Raw genomic sequence first — 17,971 nt, 5'->3', positions numbered from 1 at the left:
CAGCGTTACTGCCGGGAGGGCCGGTGACAACAGCCCCGTCCAGCGCGCTGCTGGCCCTAATGCCGTGCCGCTTTACCTCTTCGCGCTATCGTTTCCTCTATTGCGTGCCACTCAGTACAACGGATTGCGAGGGGACCTGAATGGGCGGCGGTTTTACGGAAGGCCGGTTGGAGTGCCTGTCCACGGGCTCGGTCTGGGCGGAGGGGCCCGTGTGGGTTCCTTCCTCGCAGACCCTGCGGTGGAGCGATATCCCCAACAACCGCATTCTTGAGTTCACGGCGGCCACAGGTGCCACCAGGGAATACGCCACCGACGCGGGGTACACCAACGGCCGGACCCTGGACGCGGACGGCAGCGTTGTGCAGTGCAGCCACGGGCGCCGCCGCGTGGAGCGGGACGTCGGGGGGACTGTGACAGGGCTGGTTGACTCTTTCCAGGGCCGGCGGCTGAACTCACCCAACGACGTCGTCATTGCACGCGACTCCAGCATCTGGTTCACCGACCCGCCGTACGGGATCCTGCCGGGAACAAAGGAAGGGCACGAGGGGGAGCAGGAGTACGGGGGCTGCTACGTCTTCCGGTTTGAGCCTGCTTCCGGGACCCTTACTGCTGTGGTGACGGACCTCGTATATCCGAACGGGCTGGCGTTTTCGCCTGATGAGTCGGTGCTGTACGTGACGGACACGGCCGGTCCGGCCCATGGCGTGCCGCTGAGGATCGCCTCCTACAGTGTGCTGGACGGCGCGTGCAAGCGCCGGGCATCCGCCGTCGAGCTTGGAGAGGACCATGCCGCCGACGGCCTGCGCGTGGATGTCCAGGGCAGGATCTGGACCTCAGCCGGAGCGGAAGTGCGTGTCTATTCCCCGTCGTTCGGACTCCTGGACACCATTGAAGTGCCTGAAAAAGTATCGAACGTATGCTTCGGAGGCCCGGACGGCCAGGACCTTTACATCACGGCCACCACCAGCCTCTACCGGATCCGCACCACAACGCGGGATGCGGCCGCCCGGGCCGCGACTTCCGCCGGCAACTGATAGCGAGGACAACCATGCAGTACAGAACCCTGGGAAGCAGCGGCACGGTGGTGTCCACCTTTGCGCTCGGAACCATGACGTTCGGGGCGGAGGCCACCGAGGAATCGTCGCACGCCATCCTGGACAGCTATTTCGACGCCGGCGGCAACTTCATCGACACCGCTGACGTCTACAGCGCGGGAGTCTCGGAAGAGATCATCGGACGCTGGCTGGGCAAGCGCCCGGAAGCCAGGGATGCGGCGGTGATCGCCACCAAGGGGCGCTTTCCGATGGGGACGGGACCGAACGACGTCGGCACCTCCCGCCGAAGGTTGACCCGCGCCCTGGACGATTCGCTCCGGCGCCTGGGCGTGGAACAGATCGACCTGTACCAGCTGCACGCCTGGGACCCGATCACTCCGCTCGAGGAAACGCTGCGGTTCCTTGACGACGCGGTCAGCCGCGGAAAGATCGCCTACTACGGTTTCTCCAACTTCCTGGGGTGGCAGCTGACCAAGGCCGTCCATCTTGCCCGCGCACACGGCTGGTCTCCGGCGGTGACACTGCAGCCCCAGTACAGCCTGCTGGTAAGGGACATTGAAGCCGAGATTGTGCCGGCCGCGCTCGACGCCGGAATCGGGCTGCTGCCCTGGTCCCCTTTGGGCGGTGGCTGGTTGTCCGGCAAGTACAAGCGGGACCAGGCTCCCCAGGGTGCCACGCGGCTCGGCGAGAACCCCGAGCGCGGCATGGAGGCCTGGAAGGCGCGCAATGACCATCCTGGTACCTGGCAGGTGATCGGCGCCGTGGAGGAAATCGCCGCTGCCCGCGGCGTGAGTTCCTCCCAGGTGGCGCTTGCGTGGCTGGTGGACAGGCCGGCGGTGACTTCGGTGATCCTGGGTGCGCGGTCCACGGAGCAGCTCGCGGACAACCTTGCCGCCGCCGATCTGCACCTCAGCCCTGACGAAGCCGGCCACTTAACCCAAGTCAGCCAACCCCGGACAGGGGTCTACCCGTATGGTCCCATGGCGCAGGAGCAGCGCAGCCGCAGGATGGAAGGTGGCCGGTAGCGCGGCACCTTGCAGCGCACGGGTGCCAATCGCGTGCCGCCTACCTCCGTTGGCTCGAGCCTGGAATTTCCGGGGCCTTGCCCATAGGTCAGTACGGCCTTGAGGTCCTGCTGGCACGGGGGCTACGATTGCCGCCACCTGCCACCAGAAGGAGACCGTCATGGGCGCGGCATCTGAACGGGAGCCATCCTCGGCGGAGCTGATGGTTGACCTCATCATTTCCCTGGATGGCTGCGCCTCAGCTGAGGGATGGCCCGGCTGGTGGGGCCTGGAGGGGCCGGAATACCTGGCCTGGCTGGAGGAGGAGGGCCACAAGGACCGCACGTACCTGTTGGGCGCGAACACCTACCGGCTGATGTCCGGCATGTCGGAGGAGGCCGCTGCGGGAGGCCCGGGGTTTTCCGAGGAAGAAGGGGCGAGCCTCACCGGCCTGGCAGCGGTGCCCAAGGTTGTGTTTTCCTCCACGCTCCAGGGGCCGCTGGGCTGGCCGAACTCGAAGCTGGTCAGCAGGGACGCAGTGGAGGCCGTAGGGGAAATGAAGGGGAAAGGCTCCGGTCCCTTGAGCACCCTCGGCAGCCTGAGCCTGTGCCGGTCGCTTCTGGCTGCCGGCCTCGTGGACAGGTTCCGGCTGGTGGTCTTCCCTGTCATCACGGGCCGCACCGGCAGGGAGCGGATCTACGACGGCTACCCGGACGTCGCGCTCGAGATGGTGGACAGCCGGACCTTCGACGGCAGGCTGCAGTTGCTCGAATACATCCCCACAATCCTGGACGGACCGCCGCGCAGCACCAGCCTGCCCAGTGCCTAGCAGCCGGATGCGCCGGACACGCACCATCGTGACTGGCCGGGATCGGGCACACTTGATGGCATGACTGATACCGATGCTGCCACCACCGGGCACTCAACCGTTGAGGAATGGACGCGTGCCCTTGCGGAGTCCAAGGGTTCGCCGGGCGGAGGGGCCGGGACGGGCGTGATGCTTGCCATTGCCGCGTCACTGGCATCAATGGTTGCCGGCTATACCGAACCGGAGGAGGGCCGGCAGGCGGAGCTCGCCTCCCTGCATGAGCGCGCACAGTCACTTCGGGAGGCCGCCCTCAAGCTGGCCGACGACGACGCTGCCGCCTCCGAAGCGTTCGGCGCCGCCTTTCGCCTCGAACAGGGCCCGGAACGGGACGCGGCGATTCACCGTGCATCCATCGCTGCAGCCAGGGCATCGGCCGTCCTGGGGGAGCGGGCTGTAGCTGCCATCGATGACCTTGGTTGGCTTGCCGTCCACGGCAATCCGGCGCTCATAGCTGACGTCGTCGTTGGCTTCGGGGCACTGAGGGCGGCGGTGGCGGGGGCGCGCACCAATGTCAGCTTCGACCTCGCCACCCTGAGGTCTGCCGGGGCCACGCTGGAGCAGATCAGGGAGCAGCACCCGGGCCTGTGGTCGGCTGTCGAGCAGTTGACCGCAGCCCTTGAACGCATCGACCACCACACCGCAGCTGTGGATGACCGGGCGGCGCCCACCGACGCCGACTGACGTCCCGCAACACCTGGCGGGAAGCAACTGCGGTCCTGCTCGCTACCATTAAGGGATGACCAGTGCGGTCCGGAACCCACGCAACACTTTTTCGCTGGCGCGCAAAGTGCGGGGCTTATTGCGCCGGGTACCGGTGTGGAGCTGGCGGCTCCTGATGGCGGGCGTGGGCCCGCGGGAGCGGGTGCGGTTCAACAGGGACCCCCTCACCGACGTCGATTATGTCCATGACATCCGCTACCTGGACGACGACGCCAGTGCCCATCAGCTCGATGTACTCACGCCCCGGAACTCCGGCAGGGACGGCGGCAAGGCCCTGCCCGTCTATGTGTATTTCCACGGCGGAGGATGGACATCCGGGGACAAGTCAGCCCTCACCAAGTACTGCGCCAACCAGGCCGCCGGCGGCATGGTGGTGGTGAACGCCAACTACCGGAGGCCGCCCCGGTTCCACATGGGCCATGTGCTCCACGACGCCAACGCCGCGCTGGCGTGGGTACGCGGCAACATTGGACGCTATGGGGGCGATCCTGAGTGCGTGGTCCTTGGCGGCGACTCCGCCGGCGGGCAGATCGCGGCTTTGCTCACGGCTGCCACGCTGCGGGAGGAACTGGCCGCGCACTACTCGCTTCACCCTGCCGTGGCCGGGCACCACCTGAAGGGGCTCGTCCAGCACTGCAGCGTGGTTGATTTTTCCGTGTTCTTCAGGAGCGGCTTCATCATGAGCCTGAACTTCGTCCGGATGCTGCTGCCCCCAACCGATGTTGCCCCGAGCCGGATCCGAAGCCCTTTCACCGCACCGGAAGCCGTTGAACGGCTGAAGGCCCAGGCCGGTTTTATGTCTCCGATCGAATGGCTCGACGGCCGCTTCCCTCCGGTATTCGTCACTACCTCGGAACGTGACTTCCTCTACGAGGCCAACATCAACTTCATCAGCAGGCTGGAAGAACACGACGTTCCGGTGGACACCCTGATCTACCACTGGTCCAATGCCAACACCGAGCACACGTGGCAGCAGGACTACCGTTATCCGGAATCCCAGGAGGTCTACCGCCGGCTGCATGCCTTCGTCCGGAAGGTCGCACAGCGTCCCACGGCGCACGCCCCTCTCTAAACACAGGTAACGGGGCTATCTTGGGACGATGGGAGCCCAGGACCAGCCGCCGTTGGGGGTCAGCCCTGACGAGTTCGGCTCGGCCCGCGTGGACGGGGCTGCCCTGCTCGATGCGGGGCTGGGTGACGTGGACTGGACCAGCCCGCCCCCGGGGTCGAGGCCCATGCGGATCCGGGCGCCGAGCGGGCACCTCGCGGCCTGGATCATGGGTGACGCCGCTGACCCGTGGATCGTCCTAATTCCAGGGGCCACCGGTTCGAAAGAAGATTTTTCGCTGATGATGCCGGACCTGGCTGACGCCGGATACTTTGTGCTGAGCTACGACATGGCCGGCCAGTACCAGTCGGCGGCGGCAGGCCCGGAAAACCTGGTGCCGCCGCGGCTTCACTACGACTATGACCTCTTTGTGCGCGACTTCCTTGCGGTCCTTGAATCCGCCGGGAAACCGGCCCATGTTGTGGGCTATTCGTTCGCCGCGATCATTGTCCAGATTGCCTTCTCCAAGCGTCCGGAGCTGTTCCAGACGCTCACGCTCCTGAGCTGCCCGCCGGAGCCAGGGCAGAGCTTCCGCAGCGTGAGCCGGATCGGCCGGTTCAGCAGCTGGGCGAATGGCCGGATAGGGGCGGCCCTGCTCATTTGGGGCATCCGCCGGAGCTTCGTCCGGGTGCCCAGGAGCCGGCAGAAGTTCGTCAATTACCGTTTCCGCTTCACGCGCCGCTCATCGGTCCGGGACATCTACGTGCTGATGAAGAACGTCCCGGACCTCCGCGGCCTCCTGGCTGGAGCCGACCTTCCGAAATTCGTGGCGGTGGGCGAGCACGATCTCTGGCCCCTGCAGCTGCACCGTAAGTTCGCCCAGGCCATTAACGCCAGGATCGCCGTTTACCGCGGCGGGCACAGCCCCTGCGAGACGTCGCCGCACCAGTTCAGCCGCGATCTCCTGGCCCTGTACGCGAAGGACAGCGGGCCCGCCTGAGCGCTATCCGCCGTCGTCTCTTCCTGCCCGCCTGCGCTGCGCCTCCAGGCTGCGCCGCGCCCGTGCCCGCTCCAGGCGGCGCCGCAGCGGCGGTTCCTCCTTGAACTCCACCCGGAAGGTAACCAGCGACATGCGGACATGGCGGCGGAAGGACGGCCAGCTGGTGAGTGGCCGGGCGGAGACGCCCATGACCAGCGCGGGGTCATAGATGACCGCCATCTCCGGGCGGAGGTGGTACGAGATGTCAAGGTCGTCGTGGACCTCGGCATTGTTCCTCACCACGCTACCGCCAATCGCCTGCCACACAGCCCGGCGCAGCGCGAAGTTGGACCCATAAACGGGCGCATGGCCCAGGACAAAGCCGACCACCTTGAAGTAGCCGCCCAGGAAGACGTGCCGTCCGGCCCACCGGATCCAGCGGCGCCCGCCGTAGAACTCGCCGGGTCCGGTCACCAGGGACAGGGGGCCCGCGGCGCCAAGGATGGCTTCCACCCGTTCCAGCCAATCCGCCGGGGGCCTGGAGTCCGTATCCAGCCGGGCGGTGATGTCTCCCGTTGCCGCATCAAACCCGGCAGCGGTGGTGGCCGGAATTCCCGGCACATCGACCAGGATCCGCCGGACTCCCGCTGCGCTGCAGACGGCGGCAGTATTGTCGCTGCTGGCATTGTCCACCACGATGATCTCGTCCGCGGGCCGGGTTTGCCGGGACAGCAGGTCCAAGCATGCCGCGAGCATGGCGGCGTCATTGCGGGTGGGGATCACCACCGAGACCATGGACGCGCCACCTGCAGATTCCCCGGTCATGCCATCGCCTCCACGCTCCACAGTGCACCGCCACGCTGAACAGTGTGGAGCAGAGTGCGATCAGCAGTCATGACGCTAAGCGTAACGGCAGGGCCCCGCCCGGGCTTGAGGGGAAAAAGTCCTCGATCCGCGGCTGCTGCGGGGCTACGGTGTAGTGGTGACCCATCGTCCCGATATTTTCACCGTTGGTGAACTGCGTGCCTCCGGCCATGTCCTCAAGGACCTGCGCCAGGAAATCCGTGGAAACCTGCTCGCCGCGCTGGCGGCCGGTGAGGATCCATGGCCAGGGATGTACGGCTTCGGCCGGACCGTGCTTCCCCAGCTTGAGCGTGCCCTGATCGCCGGGCATGACGTGGTCCTGCTCGGCGAGCGCGGGCAGGGCAAGACGCGGCTCCTGCGCACCCTGGCCGGGCTCCTGGACGAATGGTCGCCCGTCATCGAGGGTTCGGAACTGAACGAACACCCGTTCGAGCCCATTACGGAGCATTCCCGCGCCCTTGCCCTGACGGAGGGCGACCGGCTGCGGGTGGCCTGGCGCCACCGGTCGGAACGGTATGTGGAGAAGCTCGCCACCCCGGACACCTCCGTCGCGGACCTTATTGGCGACGTCGACCCGATGCGGGTGGCCGAGGGACGCCGCCTGGGGGACCCGGAAACCATCCATTACGGCCTTGTCCCGCGCTCCAACCGCGGCATCATTGCCATCAACGAACTGCCGGACCTTGCCGAACGGATCCAGGTTTCAATGCTCAACGTGATGGAGGAGCGCGACATCCAGATCCGGGGCTATGTGCTCCGGCTTCCACTGGACGTGCTGGTTGTCGCCTCCGCCAACCCGGAGGACTACACCAACCGCGGCAGGATCATCACGCCGCTGAAGGACCGTTTCGGCGCGGAGATCAGGACCCACTACCCCATAGAGCTGGACGACGAGGTGGCCGTGATCCGGCAGGAGGGGCAGCTGGTGGCCGATGTCCCGCCGGTGATCCTCGAAATCCTGGCCCGCTACACCCGTGCGCTGCGGCAGTCCCCGGCGATCAACCAGACGTCCGGGGTCTCGGCACGGTTCGCCATTGCCGGGGCCGAAACGGTGGCAGCCGCCGCGCTCCGCCGTGCCAGCATGCGCGGGGAGGCAGAGGCTGTAGCACGGATCGTGGACCTGGACACCGCGGTGGAAGTCCTCAGCGGCAAGATCGAATTCGAATCCGGTGAGGAAGGCCGCGAACAGGCCGTCCTTGACCACCTCCTGCGCACGTCCACCGCCGAAGCCGTCCGGGCGCACTACCAGGGCCTGGACCTAGGCCCGCTGGTGGCAGCGCTGGACGGCCACACCACGGTGACCACCGGGGAGCACGTGACAGCACGGGAGTTCCTTGAAGGCCTGCCGTCCCTGAACGGGGCAGGCCTGTATGACGAGATCGGCAGCCGCCTCGGAGCGGCGAACGAGGGCCAGCGGGCCGCCGCCATCGAACTGGCGCTGGAGGGGCTCTACCTGGCCCGGCGGATCTCCAAGGAGTCCGACGACGAAGAGACCGTCTACGGCTGACGGCACCACGGTGCGTAGCTGGGCAAATGGCTGAAGCGAGGGACGGGCGGCACCATGAACATCCATAACCATTCCGCCAGGTACGGACGGTACGCCGGCGGGCCGGACCCGCTCGCCCCGCCGGTTGACCTGGTGGAGGCGCTGGACGCCGTCGCCGAGGACGTGATGGCGGGGTACTCGCCCCGCCACGCCCTGCAGGAGTTCCTCCGGCGCGGCGGGCGGAACCGGGAAGGCCTGGACGATCTCGCCAGGCGCGTGCAGGAGCGCCGGAATGACCTGCTGGGCCGGCACAACCTGGACGGCACCCTCAACGAGGTGAAGAAGCTCCTGGACACTGCCGTGCTGGAGGAACGCAAGCAGCTGGCCCGCGATGCCATGATGGACAACGCAGACCGTGCCTTCCGGGAAATGCAGTTGCAGAACCTGCCCGCGTCCACCGCTGCGGCGGTCAAGGACCTGGCCTCCTATGACTGGCAATCCGGCACGGCACGGGAAGCCTACGAGCGGATCAAGGACCTGCTGGGCCGCGAGGCCCTGGACCAGCGGTTCGCGGGCATGAAGCAGGCACTGGAGGGCGCCACGGAGCAGGACCGGGAAGCCGTCAGCGCAATGCTGCGCGACCTGAACGCGCTGCTGGACAAGCACCGCCGGGGCGAGGATACCAAGGCCGACTTCCAGGAGTTCATGGCCCGGCACGGCGACTACTTTCCTGAAAACCCGCAGTCGGTTGAGGAACTGATCGACGCCCTTGCCAAGCGGGCCGCTGCTGCCCAGAGGCTCCTGCAGTCCATGTCACCCGAGCAGCGCGAAGAACTGATGCGGCTTTCCGCCCAGGCCTTCGGATCACCGGAGCTCATGGCCCAGCTTGACCAGCTCGACGACAGCCTGCGCGCCCTGCGCCCCGGTGAGGACTGGACCGGCTCGGAACGCTTCGAAGGCCAGGAGGGCCTGGGCCTGGGCCTGGGCGACGGCACCGGAGTGCTCCAGGACATCGCCGAACTGGACGAGCTCGCCGAACAGCTCTCCCAGTCCTACAACGGCTCAACCCTGGGCGACCTGGACCTGGATGCCCTGGCCCGCCAGCTGGGACAGGACACCGCCGTCACCGCCCGCACGCTTGCCGACATCGAACGCGCCATGCAGGAGGGAGGCTACCTGCGGCGGGGCACGGACGGGGACCTCCGGCTCTCACCACAGGCCATGCGGCGGCTGGGCAAGTCGCTGCTGCGGGACACCGCCAGGCAGCTGTCGGGCCGGCAGGGGCGCAGGGACACCCGCGTGGCCGGGGCGGCGGGGGAGCAGACCGGATCAAGCCGTTCATGGGAGTTCGGGGACGCCGAGCCCTGGGACGTGACCCGAACGTTGACCAACGCGATCAGCCGCACAGCGGCGGGCGGTGGAACCCCGGGCAGCGGCCTCCGCCTCACCCCGGCGGACATCGAAGTGAGCGAAACAGAAGCGCGCACGCAGGCCGCCGTCGTCCTTCTTGTCGATGTGTCCTTTTCGATGGCCGCCGAGGGAAGGTGGGTTCCCATGAAACGCACCGCGCTGGCGCTGCACCACCTGGTCTCCACCCGTTTCCGCGGCGACAGGCTGGAACTGATCACGTTCGGCCGCCATGCCCAGGCGATGGACATCGGGGAACTCACCGCACTGCCGCCGCTGCGGGAGCAAGGAACAAACCTCCATCACGGTTTGCTGCTGGCCGGCCGTTTCTTCCGCAAGCACCCTTCCATGCAGCCTGTCCTCCTGGTGGTGACCGACGGCGAACCCACGGCCCACCTGCTGCCGGAAGGCGAGCCGTGGTTCTGCTGGCCGCCGGACCCGGAAACCATCCGCGTGACAGTGGCGGAGCTCGACCGGCTGGGGCGCGCGGGCACGCAGGCCACGTTCTTCCGGCTGGGCTCGGACCCCAGCCTGGAACGGTTTGTCCAGCGCATGGTACGCAGGGTGGGCGGCCGGGTTGTGGCTACCGAGGCAGGGGAACTGGGCGCCGCCGTGGTGGGGGAGTACCTCCGCGCGCACTTCCGGGGACGGGTCTTCGGCGATTCCGACTGGGCCTCCTAACCAGGGGGCCGCCGGGGAAAGGGCCGCAGGCGTTACCCCATTCCCGGGCGAATCCATGTGAGGATCGAAGCATGCCTGACCGCCTCATGCTGCTGGATACTGCATCGCTGTACTTCCGCGCCTTCTACGGCCTGCCGGATACGATCCGCCGCGGGGACGGCACACCGGTCAACGCCGTCCGCGGCCTGCTGGACATGATCGCCCGGCTGACCACGGACTACCAGGCCACGCACCTCATCGCGTGCTGGGATGACGACTGGCGCCCGCAGTGGCGGGTGGATCTCCTGCCCACCTACAAGGCCCACCGGGTGGCGGAAGCCGTCACGGGTGCCCCGGACATCGAAGTTGTCCCGGACGCGCTGGAGGCGCAGCTTCCCATGATCCGCCAGGTGCTTGGGCTCGCCGGCATCGCTATTGTGGGCGCGCCCCACCATGAGGCCGACGACGTCGTGGGCACGTACGCGAGCCACGCGGACCTTCCCGTCGATGTAGTCACCGGGGACCGCGACCTTTTCCAGGTCTGCGACGACGAACGCCAGGTCCGCGTGATCTACACCGCCCGCGGCATGAAGAACCTTGAGGTCATCACCGAAGAAACAGTGGTGGCCAAGTACCGGGTGCTGCCCCAGCAGTACGCCGATTACGCGACATTGCGCGGCGACGCCTCGGACGGCCTGCCGGGGGTTGCCGGAATCGGTGAAAAAACCGCGGCGTCGCTTCTGCTGAAGTATGGAACCCTGGAGGGGCTGCTGGAGGCGGCTGAACTTCCCGGGGGCGGCATGGCCGCCCCCGTGAAGGCCAAGCTGGCCGCCGCTGCAGGTTACCTCTCGGTTGCCCCCGCCGTGGTGAGGCTGGTGCGGGACCTGGATCTGCCCACGCCCGAGCAGGCGGGCGCGGAACTGAATCCCGTTGCAGGCGAGCCGCGGGCCGAGCTCGAGCGGCTCGCCACTGAGTGGAACCTGGGTGGCTCGGTAAGGCGGCTCCTCGCGGCCCTCGACCTGCGGCAGTAGGCCCCGGCGCATTCTTCGTCCGCGCCGCGCTTGCATCATCAACTTCGGGTAGTAAGCTTGCTGATCAATAGTAATAAGCTTGCTGATTAATTGGAGTAGCGGGAGCGGGTCGAACGAATGAGTGCAGTTATTGTTGCCATCTGGGCCCTGGTGGCCGCTTCCGGAGCAGGCCTGGCTGCCACCGCCCCGTATGGTGCTGTAGGCCACGGAGGCCAGTACCTCGCCGGCCATGTGCTCCTGGGCCTTGGGCTCGGTCAGTTGCTGGCTGCTGTGGTCCGGTTTGCCGTGCGGCGGATGATTGCCGGCACCCCGTCGCGGACATCGCGTGCGCCCCTCGCGGCGGTCCCGGCAATGGACGCCGCAGCAGTGGCCGCGCCCGCCGGGGACACGGCGGCCGTGACCGTCCTCTACCCCCGGCCCGCCGCCGTCGTCCCCTTGCGGGGCAGGCATGCCGCCTGACCATCTCCAGCCTGCTCCGGTGCAGGGCGCCTCTTCAAAGCGCCCGCAGCGGAGGGCATGGACCGGAATAGCTGCCGTATTGGCAGCGGCCGCCCTCACCGCCGCCGCCGTCACTGTTTCCCCGAATCTCGGCGGTGCCGATTCGGAAGACGCCACGCTTCGGGGTTTCCAGATCCGCGTTCTTAACGTCACCCAGGCTGCCGCGGAGAACCGGCTGGACGGGGTCCTCGATGCCCTTGAGGCACTTGAACGGGACCTTGACCTGGCTGCCGGGCAGGGTGCGATCTCGGCGGCCCGGTACCGTGGCATCGACGCTGCACTGGAAGCGGTCCGGGCAGACGTAACCCGCACCATCACGGCACAGGCAGCCTCCGCCGCCGACGCAAAAGCAGCGGTAACTGCGGCGGAAACGCCCGCGGTGAACGTCACCGCCCCGGAGCCGGCGCCGGAGCCAGTGCCAGAGCCCCAGCCTGTTCAAGTCCAGCCGGAAGCCCCCGCAGCGCCCGCGCCGGCACCTGAGCCTGCCCCCCAGCAACAGGACCTGCCTGATGCTGCCAAGGAAGCCAGGGAAAAGGGCAAGGGCGCCGGAAAGCCTTAGCTCGCCGCTTTAAGCCCGGAACCGGGCGCCGGGCCAGGACGTGTCCGCAGTGCACCGGTTGGCCGGGCAAAATGGAGGGATGACTTCCCCGAGCGGACGGCAGGAGCCGCCACCTGTCCAGGCCTTCCACCTCCGGGCCATCGGCGCCGGCCTGCCCTTTGCCAACTCGCTCCCGGCCCTGGCCGAAGCGCTGGGCGATGGCGAGCCTGGAGGAGCGGCAGTAGTGCAGGCGCCCCCGGGAACGGGCAAGACCACCCTGGTTCCGGCCCTGCTGGCAAACCTCGTGGGAAGACTCCCTGGGGGCCCCGGCGGACGCCACCGCAGGGTTGTGGTCACCCAGCCGCGGCGGGTAGCTGCCCGTGCCGCCGCCCGCAGGCTTGCAGCCTTGGACGGCAGCCCGCTGGGCACCCGGGTGGGGTATACAGTCCGCGGAGAGCGGCAGGCCGGATCCGGAACGCTCATAGAATTCGTCACGCCAGGCATCCTGCTGCGCCGCCTGCTGGCCGATCCCGACCTGCCGTCGGCAGGTGCGGTGGTCCTGGATGAGGTCCACGAGCGCGGCCTCGAAACGGACCTCCTGTTCGGCATGCTCACGGAAGTACGCCAGCTGCGCGGTGACCTTACCGTCGTCGCCATGTCCGCTACCCTGGACGCTCCGAGGTTCGCTGCCCTGCTGGGGGATCACGACGGCGGCGGGCCGGCCCCCGTCGTCGACTGTCCCTCGGCACTCCATCCACTGAGGACGGAGTGGCGTCCGGCGCCCGGCCAGCGGTTGGACGGCAGGGGAGTGACCCGCACTTTCCTGGATTTCGTCGCAGGGACCGCCGCGGAGGCCCACCGGCAGGCGCTGGCAGCAGACAGCGCTGCGGACGCCCTGGTCTTCGTCCCGGGTGCATGGGAAGTCTCGCAGGTCGCGGCCGGGCTTCGCAGCCGCGTGGGGCCGGGGACTGACGTGCTGGAACTTCACGGCAGGGTGGGCCCCGCCGAGCAGGACCGGGCCGTGTCCGGGCGCGGGCCGGGGGAGAACGCCAGGATTATCGTCTCCACGGATCTGGCCGAGTCATCGCTGACCGTGCCGGGGGTCCGCCTCGTCATTGACTCGGGGCTGGCCCGTGAGCCGCGGCGCGACGCCGCACGGGGAATGAACGGGCTGGTGACGGTCTCCTGCTCCCGGGCCTCCGCTGACCAGCGTGCCGGACGCGCCGCCCGCCAGGGCCCCGGGACGGTGGTCCGCTGCTACAGCCAGCAGGCATTCGGCGCCGCCCCGGCCCATGTGACCCCGGAAATCACCGTGGCGGACCTCGCCGGAGCCGCCCTGGTGATGGCGTGCTGGGGATCACCGCGCGGGCAAGGCCTGGCCCTGCCGGACGCCCCGCCGGAGCCGGCCATGGATGATGCCATGGAAATCCTGCACGAACTTGGTGCCGTGGCCGGCGACGGCCACGCTACCAGTGCCGGCAGGACCCTGTCGGGACTCCCGGTTGATCCGCGTCTGGGCCGCGCCTTGCTCGACGGCGCCGCTGCCGCCGGCCCCAGGGCGGCGGCAGAGGTGGTGGCCGCCGTGGCAGGTGATGCGCGGGCGTCCGGCGCTGACCTGCCGCGCCTCCTGTCCGAACTCCGCAGCGACAAAGGCCCCGCCGGCAGGCGCTGGGCAGATGAAAGCCGCCGCCTCCAGGTCCTTGCGCAGCAGGCGGGGCCCCTGCCAGGCGCTCCGGCCCTGCCGCCCCTTGCCGGTGGGAGCGCCCTGGTGGGCGCCGTCGTCGCCCTTGCCTTCCCCGACCGCGTGGCACGCAGGGTTCCCGGCGGCGGGCCCGAGCAGTACCTGCTGTCCTCTGGAACCCGGGCAGGACTGCCCGCCGGAAGCAGCCTGTCCGGGCATGAATGGCTGGCAGTGGCTGAGGTGTCCCGCGGCGGAGGGAGGGACTCAGCCGGCACGGGTGCCGTGATCCGCGCCGCAGCCCCGCTCTCCGCCAGCTTCGCCGAATCAGCCGCGTCCCACCTTATGGCTGAGGCGGTGGAGGCCGCCTTCACGCAGGGCCGGGTTACCGCGCGCAGGATCCGGCGGCTCGGCGCGATCGTGCTCGCCTCCACCCCGGTGCGTCCGTCGCCTGCCGAGGGCCGGGCCGCGCTGGCAGGAGCGTTGCAGAAGGAAGGGTTGGATGCCCTCAACTGGTCGACGGCGGCAGCGGCGTTGCGCAGGCGGCTCGCTTTCCTGCACCGTGAGCTGGGGGAGCCGTGGCCGGATATGTCGGAGGCGGGCCTCCTCCGCCGTCTGCAGGATTGGCTGGGACCGGAGCTGGAGTCGCTTGCGGCCGGTGCGGACGTGAACGCGGTGGAGCTTGCTGAGCCGCTGCGGCGGCTGCTTCCCTGGCCGGACGCAGCCAGGATGGATGAGCTCGCTCCGGAAGCCCTGGACGTTCCCAGCGGCTCAAGGGTGCGGATTGACTACCCTCACTGGTCGGACGTGACGGCGCCGCCGGTGGTGGCAGTCAAGCTCCAGGAGTGCTTTGGGCTGGCCGCCACGCCCCGCCTGGTCAACGGCCGGGTGCCGGTGCTGTTCCATCTGCTCTCACCGGCCCGGCGCCCGCTGGCCGTCACAGGCGATCTGACGTCATTCTGGTCCGGTCCTTATGCCCAGGTCCGCGCCGAAATGCGGGGCCGCTACCCGAAGCATCCCTGGCCCGAAGATCCCTGGTCCGAGCCGGCCACTGCACGGACCAAACAGCGGAAATAGCGTCCCGCCGGGGCAGCCTCCCCGGCCCGTGAACGGCACGTGAGATCTCCGATACACGCTTGTTACTTCCCGTCGACCCGCTGAAACATGCGCCGCATAGGCTCTTTTTCACCTGGACAGCGTGGTCCACACGCAGACATGGAAGGACCTAAAGATGTTTCTCCTCAACAACCTCAATCTCCTGCTCGACGGCCGCCGGGGCGATGACAGCCGGTTCCACACCGGAGGCACCGGAAACACGGAATGTCCCGAAGGGCAGTTCACCTCCGCAGCCTGGGAGGGCTGGTGGCACGAAGAAGCGGCCTGACAGCCGCAGTTACGCGGGCGGCGCATTGGCACCCCTCCGGGTCATGGTTCGGCTCAGGGTTTGGGCCGCCAAGGCGTCCGCGCCTCTCGGGATGTGAGCCCTCCGGGCGTGGTGCCGCTCAGGGTTGGGACCCCGGATTACGGGAGCAGGGTTTCGGGAACCCGTTTTTCAGCCGGAGGCACGGATGAAGCGGGCCACCGGCTTCGCCAGGGAGGCACCCACCTCTGCCGGGGACCGCCTGAGGCCGGCCACCGCAAAGGAATGGTCACCGCCGTCCACCCACTGCAGGACGGCGGAGGGCCCAATCCGGGCCACCACATCTTCCAGGAGCGCAGGGGTGGCGAACGTGTCCCGGCTGCCCTGGAGGAAAAGCATGGGGACGGTGATGCCGTACAGGTGACCGTCCCGCAGCTTCTCGGGCTTCCCCGGAGCGTGCAGGGGGTACCCCAGGTACACCAGCCCGGCGGCTTCCATCCCCTCCGCGACGGCCATGGAGGCCATCCGTCCGCCGAAGGATTTTCCCGCCGCCCACAGTGGACCGGTATCGCCGTGTTCCGCGGCCCGTTCTGCCGCGGCTGTCATCACCGCACGCCAGGTGGCAATGGCCGCGGGTGGCCGGTCCGGAAATTTCCGCCCCGCCTCCCGGTAGGGAAAGTTGAAGCGCAGGGTGGCAATTCCCAGGGAGTTCAAGCCGTCGGTAAACCCGAGCATGAGGGGATGTTCCATGCCGGCGCCCGCACCATGGGCCACCACCACAGTGGCGGACGGGTTGTCGGGGCGGGCAAAGACGGCAGGCACCGTGCCCTCGCCCACGGGGATGCGGAAGTCTGATGCTGAAACGGACATGCCTCCATCTTGCCGGACCGGCTGCGCAAATCTGCTGGTCCTCCGATCCGGGGGTGTACGTTGTCCCCATGGCGAGTGAACAGACCACCCTCACGGTCCAGGGCCCCCACGGCGAGCGCGAAATGCGCATCTCCAGCCCCAGCAGGGTGATCTGGCCCGAACCCGGAATCACCAAACTCGACCTGGCGCGGTACATCACCGACGTCGGCGACGCGTTTATTGCTGCCAACGGCGGCAGGCCGGTGGCGCTGCAGAGGTACTCGGGCACCATTGAGGGGGAGATGTTTTTCTCCAAGAACCCGCCCAAGGGCGCCCCGGAGTTCATAAGGTCCACCCCTGTGGTGTTCCCGAGCGCCCGCTCGCATCCCATGCTGATACTGGACGAACCTGCCGCGGCGGTGTGGGCCGTGCAGATGAACACCATCGTGTTCCACCCCTGGCCTTCGCGGGCGGACAACACGGACAACCCCGACCAGCTGCGCATCGACCTCGACCCCCAGCCCGGAACGGACTTTGACGACGCCGTCCCGGCTGCGCTGGCGCTGAAGGAGGTGCTGGCAGAGGCAGGACTGGAATGCTTCATCAAGACTTCCGGCAACCGTGGACTGCACGTCTATGCGCCTGTCGAACCGTCCCGGGAGTTCCTTGACGTCCGGCATGCCGTGATTGCGGCGGCCAGGGAACTGGAGCGCCGCATGCCGGGCCAGGTCACCACGGCCTGGTGGAAGGAAGAGCGCGGCCAGCGGGTGTTCGTGGACTTCAACCAGGCCAACCGGGACCGGACCATCGCCGGCGCCTACAGCCCGCGGCCGCTGGCCCATGCTCCGGTGTCCTGCCCCATCACCTGGGATGAGCTGGAACGCGTGGAACCGAAGGATTTCACCATCCTGACCGTGCCGGACCGGCTCAAAACGGTCGGTGACCCGTGGGCTGACATGCACAGCAAGCCTGGGACCATTGACACCCTGCTGGACTGGTGGGAACGGGACCTTAAGTCCGGGCTGGGCGAGCTTCCCTTCCCGCCGGACTACCCCAAAATGCCGGGGGAGCCGCCCCGGGTGCAGCCCAGCAGGGCCCGGAGACAGGACTAGCCCACCCCGGAAGGGGCGGGCCACCGTCGATATACCTGCGACCGGACCGGTCAGGGGGAACGTTTTATTCGAAGCGGGACGGGTCCCCTGTTCCGCGCCGGACCACCTCAGCCACGCCGCTGGAAAAGTCAATAACGGTAGTGGGCTCGGAACCGCAGTCACCGGCATCGATCACGGCGTCCACCTGGTGGTCCAGGCGTTCCTTGATTTCCCAGCCCTGGGTCAGCGGATCCTCCTCATCCGGCAGCAGCAGGGTGCTGGAGAGCAGCGGCTCGCCCAGTTCCGCCAGCAGTGCCTGGACCACGCGGTTGTCCGGGATCCTTACGCCAACAGTCTTCTTCTTGGGATGCAGCAACCGCTTGGGAACTTCCTTTGTTGCCGGAAGGATGAAGGTGTAGCCGCCCGGGGTGACTGCCTTGATGCTGCGGAAAACATCATTCCCAATGTTCACGAACTGTCCCAGCTGGGCAAAATCCCTGCAGACCAGCGTGAAGTGGTGCTTGTCGTCCAGGCGGCGGATGCTCCTGATCCGGTCCAGGGCGTCCCTGTTTCCCACCTGGGCACCCAGCGCATAGCAGGAATCCGTGGGGTAGGCGATCAGGCCGCCGTCGAGCACTATCTTGACCGCCTGGGTGATGGCGCGCGGCTGGGGGTCCTGGGGGTGAACGTCAAAGTATCTGGCCATGACCCAGAGCCTACGGCCCAGCCGGACACTTGTGCACCACCCGTCCCGTTTTCCCCTACCACCGGCCCTTCGTTTGAGGCAGGATGGTGTCTGGTTCCACCATGCTCCGTCCCCACTCCAAGGAGATCC

General features: G+C 67.9%; 17 protein-coding genes. 14 read left to right on the top strand and 3 right to left on the bottom strand.

The window, feature by feature from the left end:
* Positions 1–140 precede the first annotated feature (140 nt).
* The 6 genes from WHH00_RS09925 (at position 141) to WHH00_RS09900 (ending at position 5,695) form a co-directional block, all read left to right on the top strand.
* Complete coding sequence (locus WHH00_RS09925; protein ID WP_406638432.1) at positions 141–1,034, top strand: SMP-30/gluconolactonase/LRE family protein; 894 nt, start codon at positions 141–143, stop codon at positions 1,032–1,034.
* 14 nt (positions 1,035–1,048) lie between these two features.
* Positions 1,049–2,080: an aldo/keto reductase gene (locus tag WHH00_RS09920; protein ID WP_406638430.1), complete on the top strand. Its 1,032-nt coding sequence runs from the start codon at positions 1,049–1,051 to the stop codon at positions 2,078–2,080.
* A gap of 160 nt (positions 2,081–2,240) precedes the next feature.
* Positions 2,241–2,888: a dihydrofolate reductase family protein gene (locus tag WHH00_RS09915; protein ID WP_406638428.1), complete on the top strand. Its 648-nt coding sequence runs from the start codon at positions 2,241–2,243 to the stop codon at positions 2,886–2,888.
* 60 nt (positions 2,889–2,948) lie between these two features.
* Entirely contained in the window at positions 2,949–3,608 is a 660-nt protein-coding gene (locus WHH00_RS09910; protein ID WP_406638426.1) for a cyclodeaminase/cyclohydrolase family protein, read from the top strand.
* Positions 3,609–3,663: 55 nt separating this feature from the next.
* Positions 3,664–4,719, top strand: a complete 1,056-nt coding sequence (locus WHH00_RS09905; RefSeq protein ID WP_406638424.1) for an alpha/beta hydrolase — start codon at positions 3,664–3,666, stop codon at positions 4,717–4,719.
* Positions 4,720–4,747: 28 nt separating this feature from the next.
* The gene (locus WHH00_RS09900; protein WP_406638421.1) at positions 4,748–5,695 is read left to right on the top strand and encodes an alpha/beta fold hydrolase; all 948 of its coding nucleotides are present in this window, start codon (positions 4,748–4,750) and stop codon (positions 5,693–5,695) included.
* Positions 5,696–5,698: 3 nt separating this feature from the next.
* Here WHH00_RS09900 and WHH00_RS09895 read toward each other — a convergent pair whose 3' ends face one another.
* Positions 5,699–6,499 (bottom strand): glycosyltransferase family 2 protein, encoded by an 801-nt coding sequence (locus WHH00_RS09895; protein ID WP_406638419.1) that lies wholly within the window; start codon positions 6,497–6,499, stop codon positions 5,699–5,701.
* 157 nt (positions 6,500–6,656) lie between these two features.
* Here WHH00_RS09895 and WHH00_RS09890 point away from each other — a divergent pair, with 157 nt between their 5' ends.
* The 7 genes from WHH00_RS09890 (at position 6,657) to WHH00_RS09860 (ending at position 15,220) form a co-directional block, all read left to right on the top strand.
* Positions 6,657–8,045 carry a sigma 54-interacting transcriptional regulator gene (locus tag WHH00_RS09890; protein WP_406638417.1) on the top strand — a complete coding sequence of 463 codons (1,389 nt, stop codon included), beginning with the start codon at positions 6,657–6,659 and terminating at the stop codon, positions 8,043–8,045.
* Between the two features lie 54 nt (positions 8,046–8,099).
* The gene (locus WHH00_RS09885; protein WP_406638415.1) at positions 8,100–10,112 is read left to right on the top strand and encodes a vWA domain-containing protein; all 2,013 of its coding nucleotides are present in this window, start codon (positions 8,100–8,102) and stop codon (positions 10,110–10,112) included.
* A 71-nt stretch (positions 10,113–10,183) separates the two neighbouring features.
* Complete coding sequence (locus tag WHH00_RS09880) at positions 10,184–11,122, top strand: 5'-3' exonuclease H3TH domain-containing protein (RefSeq protein WP_406638413.1); 939 nt, start codon at positions 10,184–10,186, stop codon at positions 11,120–11,122.
* A gap of 117 nt (positions 11,123–11,239) precedes the next feature.
* Positions 11,240–11,581 carry a hypothetical protein gene (locus WHH00_RS09875; protein ID WP_406638411.1) on the top strand — a complete coding sequence of 114 codons (342 nt, stop codon included), beginning with the start codon at positions 11,240–11,242 and terminating at the stop codon, positions 11,579–11,581.
* On the top strand, positions 11,571–12,179 hold the full coding sequence (locus WHH00_RS09870; RefSeq protein WP_406638409.1) for a hypothetical protein: 609 nt from the start codon (positions 11,571–11,573) through the stop codon (positions 12,177–12,179). The genes WHH00_RS09875 and WHH00_RS09870 overlap by 11 nt, the downstream gene beginning before the upstream one ends.
* 79 nt (positions 12,180–12,258) lie before the next feature.
* Positions 12,259–14,913, top strand: coding sequence for an ATP-dependent helicase HrpB (gene hrpB / locus WHH00_RS09865; protein WP_406638407.1), 2,655 nt, complete (start codon positions 12,259–12,261; stop codon positions 14,911–14,913).
* Between the two features lie 154 nt (positions 14,914–15,067).
* Positions 15,068–15,220 carry a hypothetical protein gene (locus tag WHH00_RS09860; RefSeq protein ID WP_406638405.1) on the top strand — a complete coding sequence of 51 codons (153 nt, stop codon included), beginning with the start codon at positions 15,068–15,070 and terminating at the stop codon, positions 15,218–15,220.
* 168 nt (positions 15,221–15,388) lie between these two features.
* On the opposite strand, the gene WHH00_RS09855 is transcribed toward WHH00_RS09860, so the two are convergent.
* Positions 15,389–16,066, bottom strand: coding sequence for an alpha/beta family hydrolase (locus WHH00_RS09855; RefSeq protein ID WP_406638403.1), 678 nt, complete (start codon positions 16,064–16,066; stop codon positions 15,389–15,391).
* A gap of 68 nt (positions 16,067–16,134) precedes the next feature.
* Here WHH00_RS09855 and ligD point away from each other — a divergent pair, with 68 nt between their 5' ends.
* Positions 16,135–17,157, top strand: a complete 1,023-nt coding sequence (gene ligD / locus WHH00_RS09850; RefSeq protein ID WP_406638401.1) for a non-homologous end-joining DNA ligase — start codon at positions 16,135–16,137, stop codon at positions 17,155–17,157.
* A gap of 64 nt (positions 17,158–17,221) precedes the next feature.
* Here the strand turns inward: ligD and WHH00_RS09845 are convergent, their stop codons facing one another.
* Complete coding sequence (locus WHH00_RS09845) at positions 17,222–17,842, bottom strand: L-threonylcarbamoyladenylate synthase (protein WP_190611817.1); 621 nt, start codon at positions 17,840–17,842, stop codon at positions 17,222–17,224.
* Positions 17,843–17,971: the final 129 nt, after the last annotated feature.

Source organism: Pseudarthrobacter quantipunctorum (assembly GCF_045291495.1).
Lineage (GTDB): Bacteria > Actinomycetota > Actinomycetes > Actinomycetales > Micrococcaceae > Arthrobacter > Arthrobacter quantipunctorum.
This window is presented reverse-complemented; position numbering and strand designations above follow the sequence as displayed.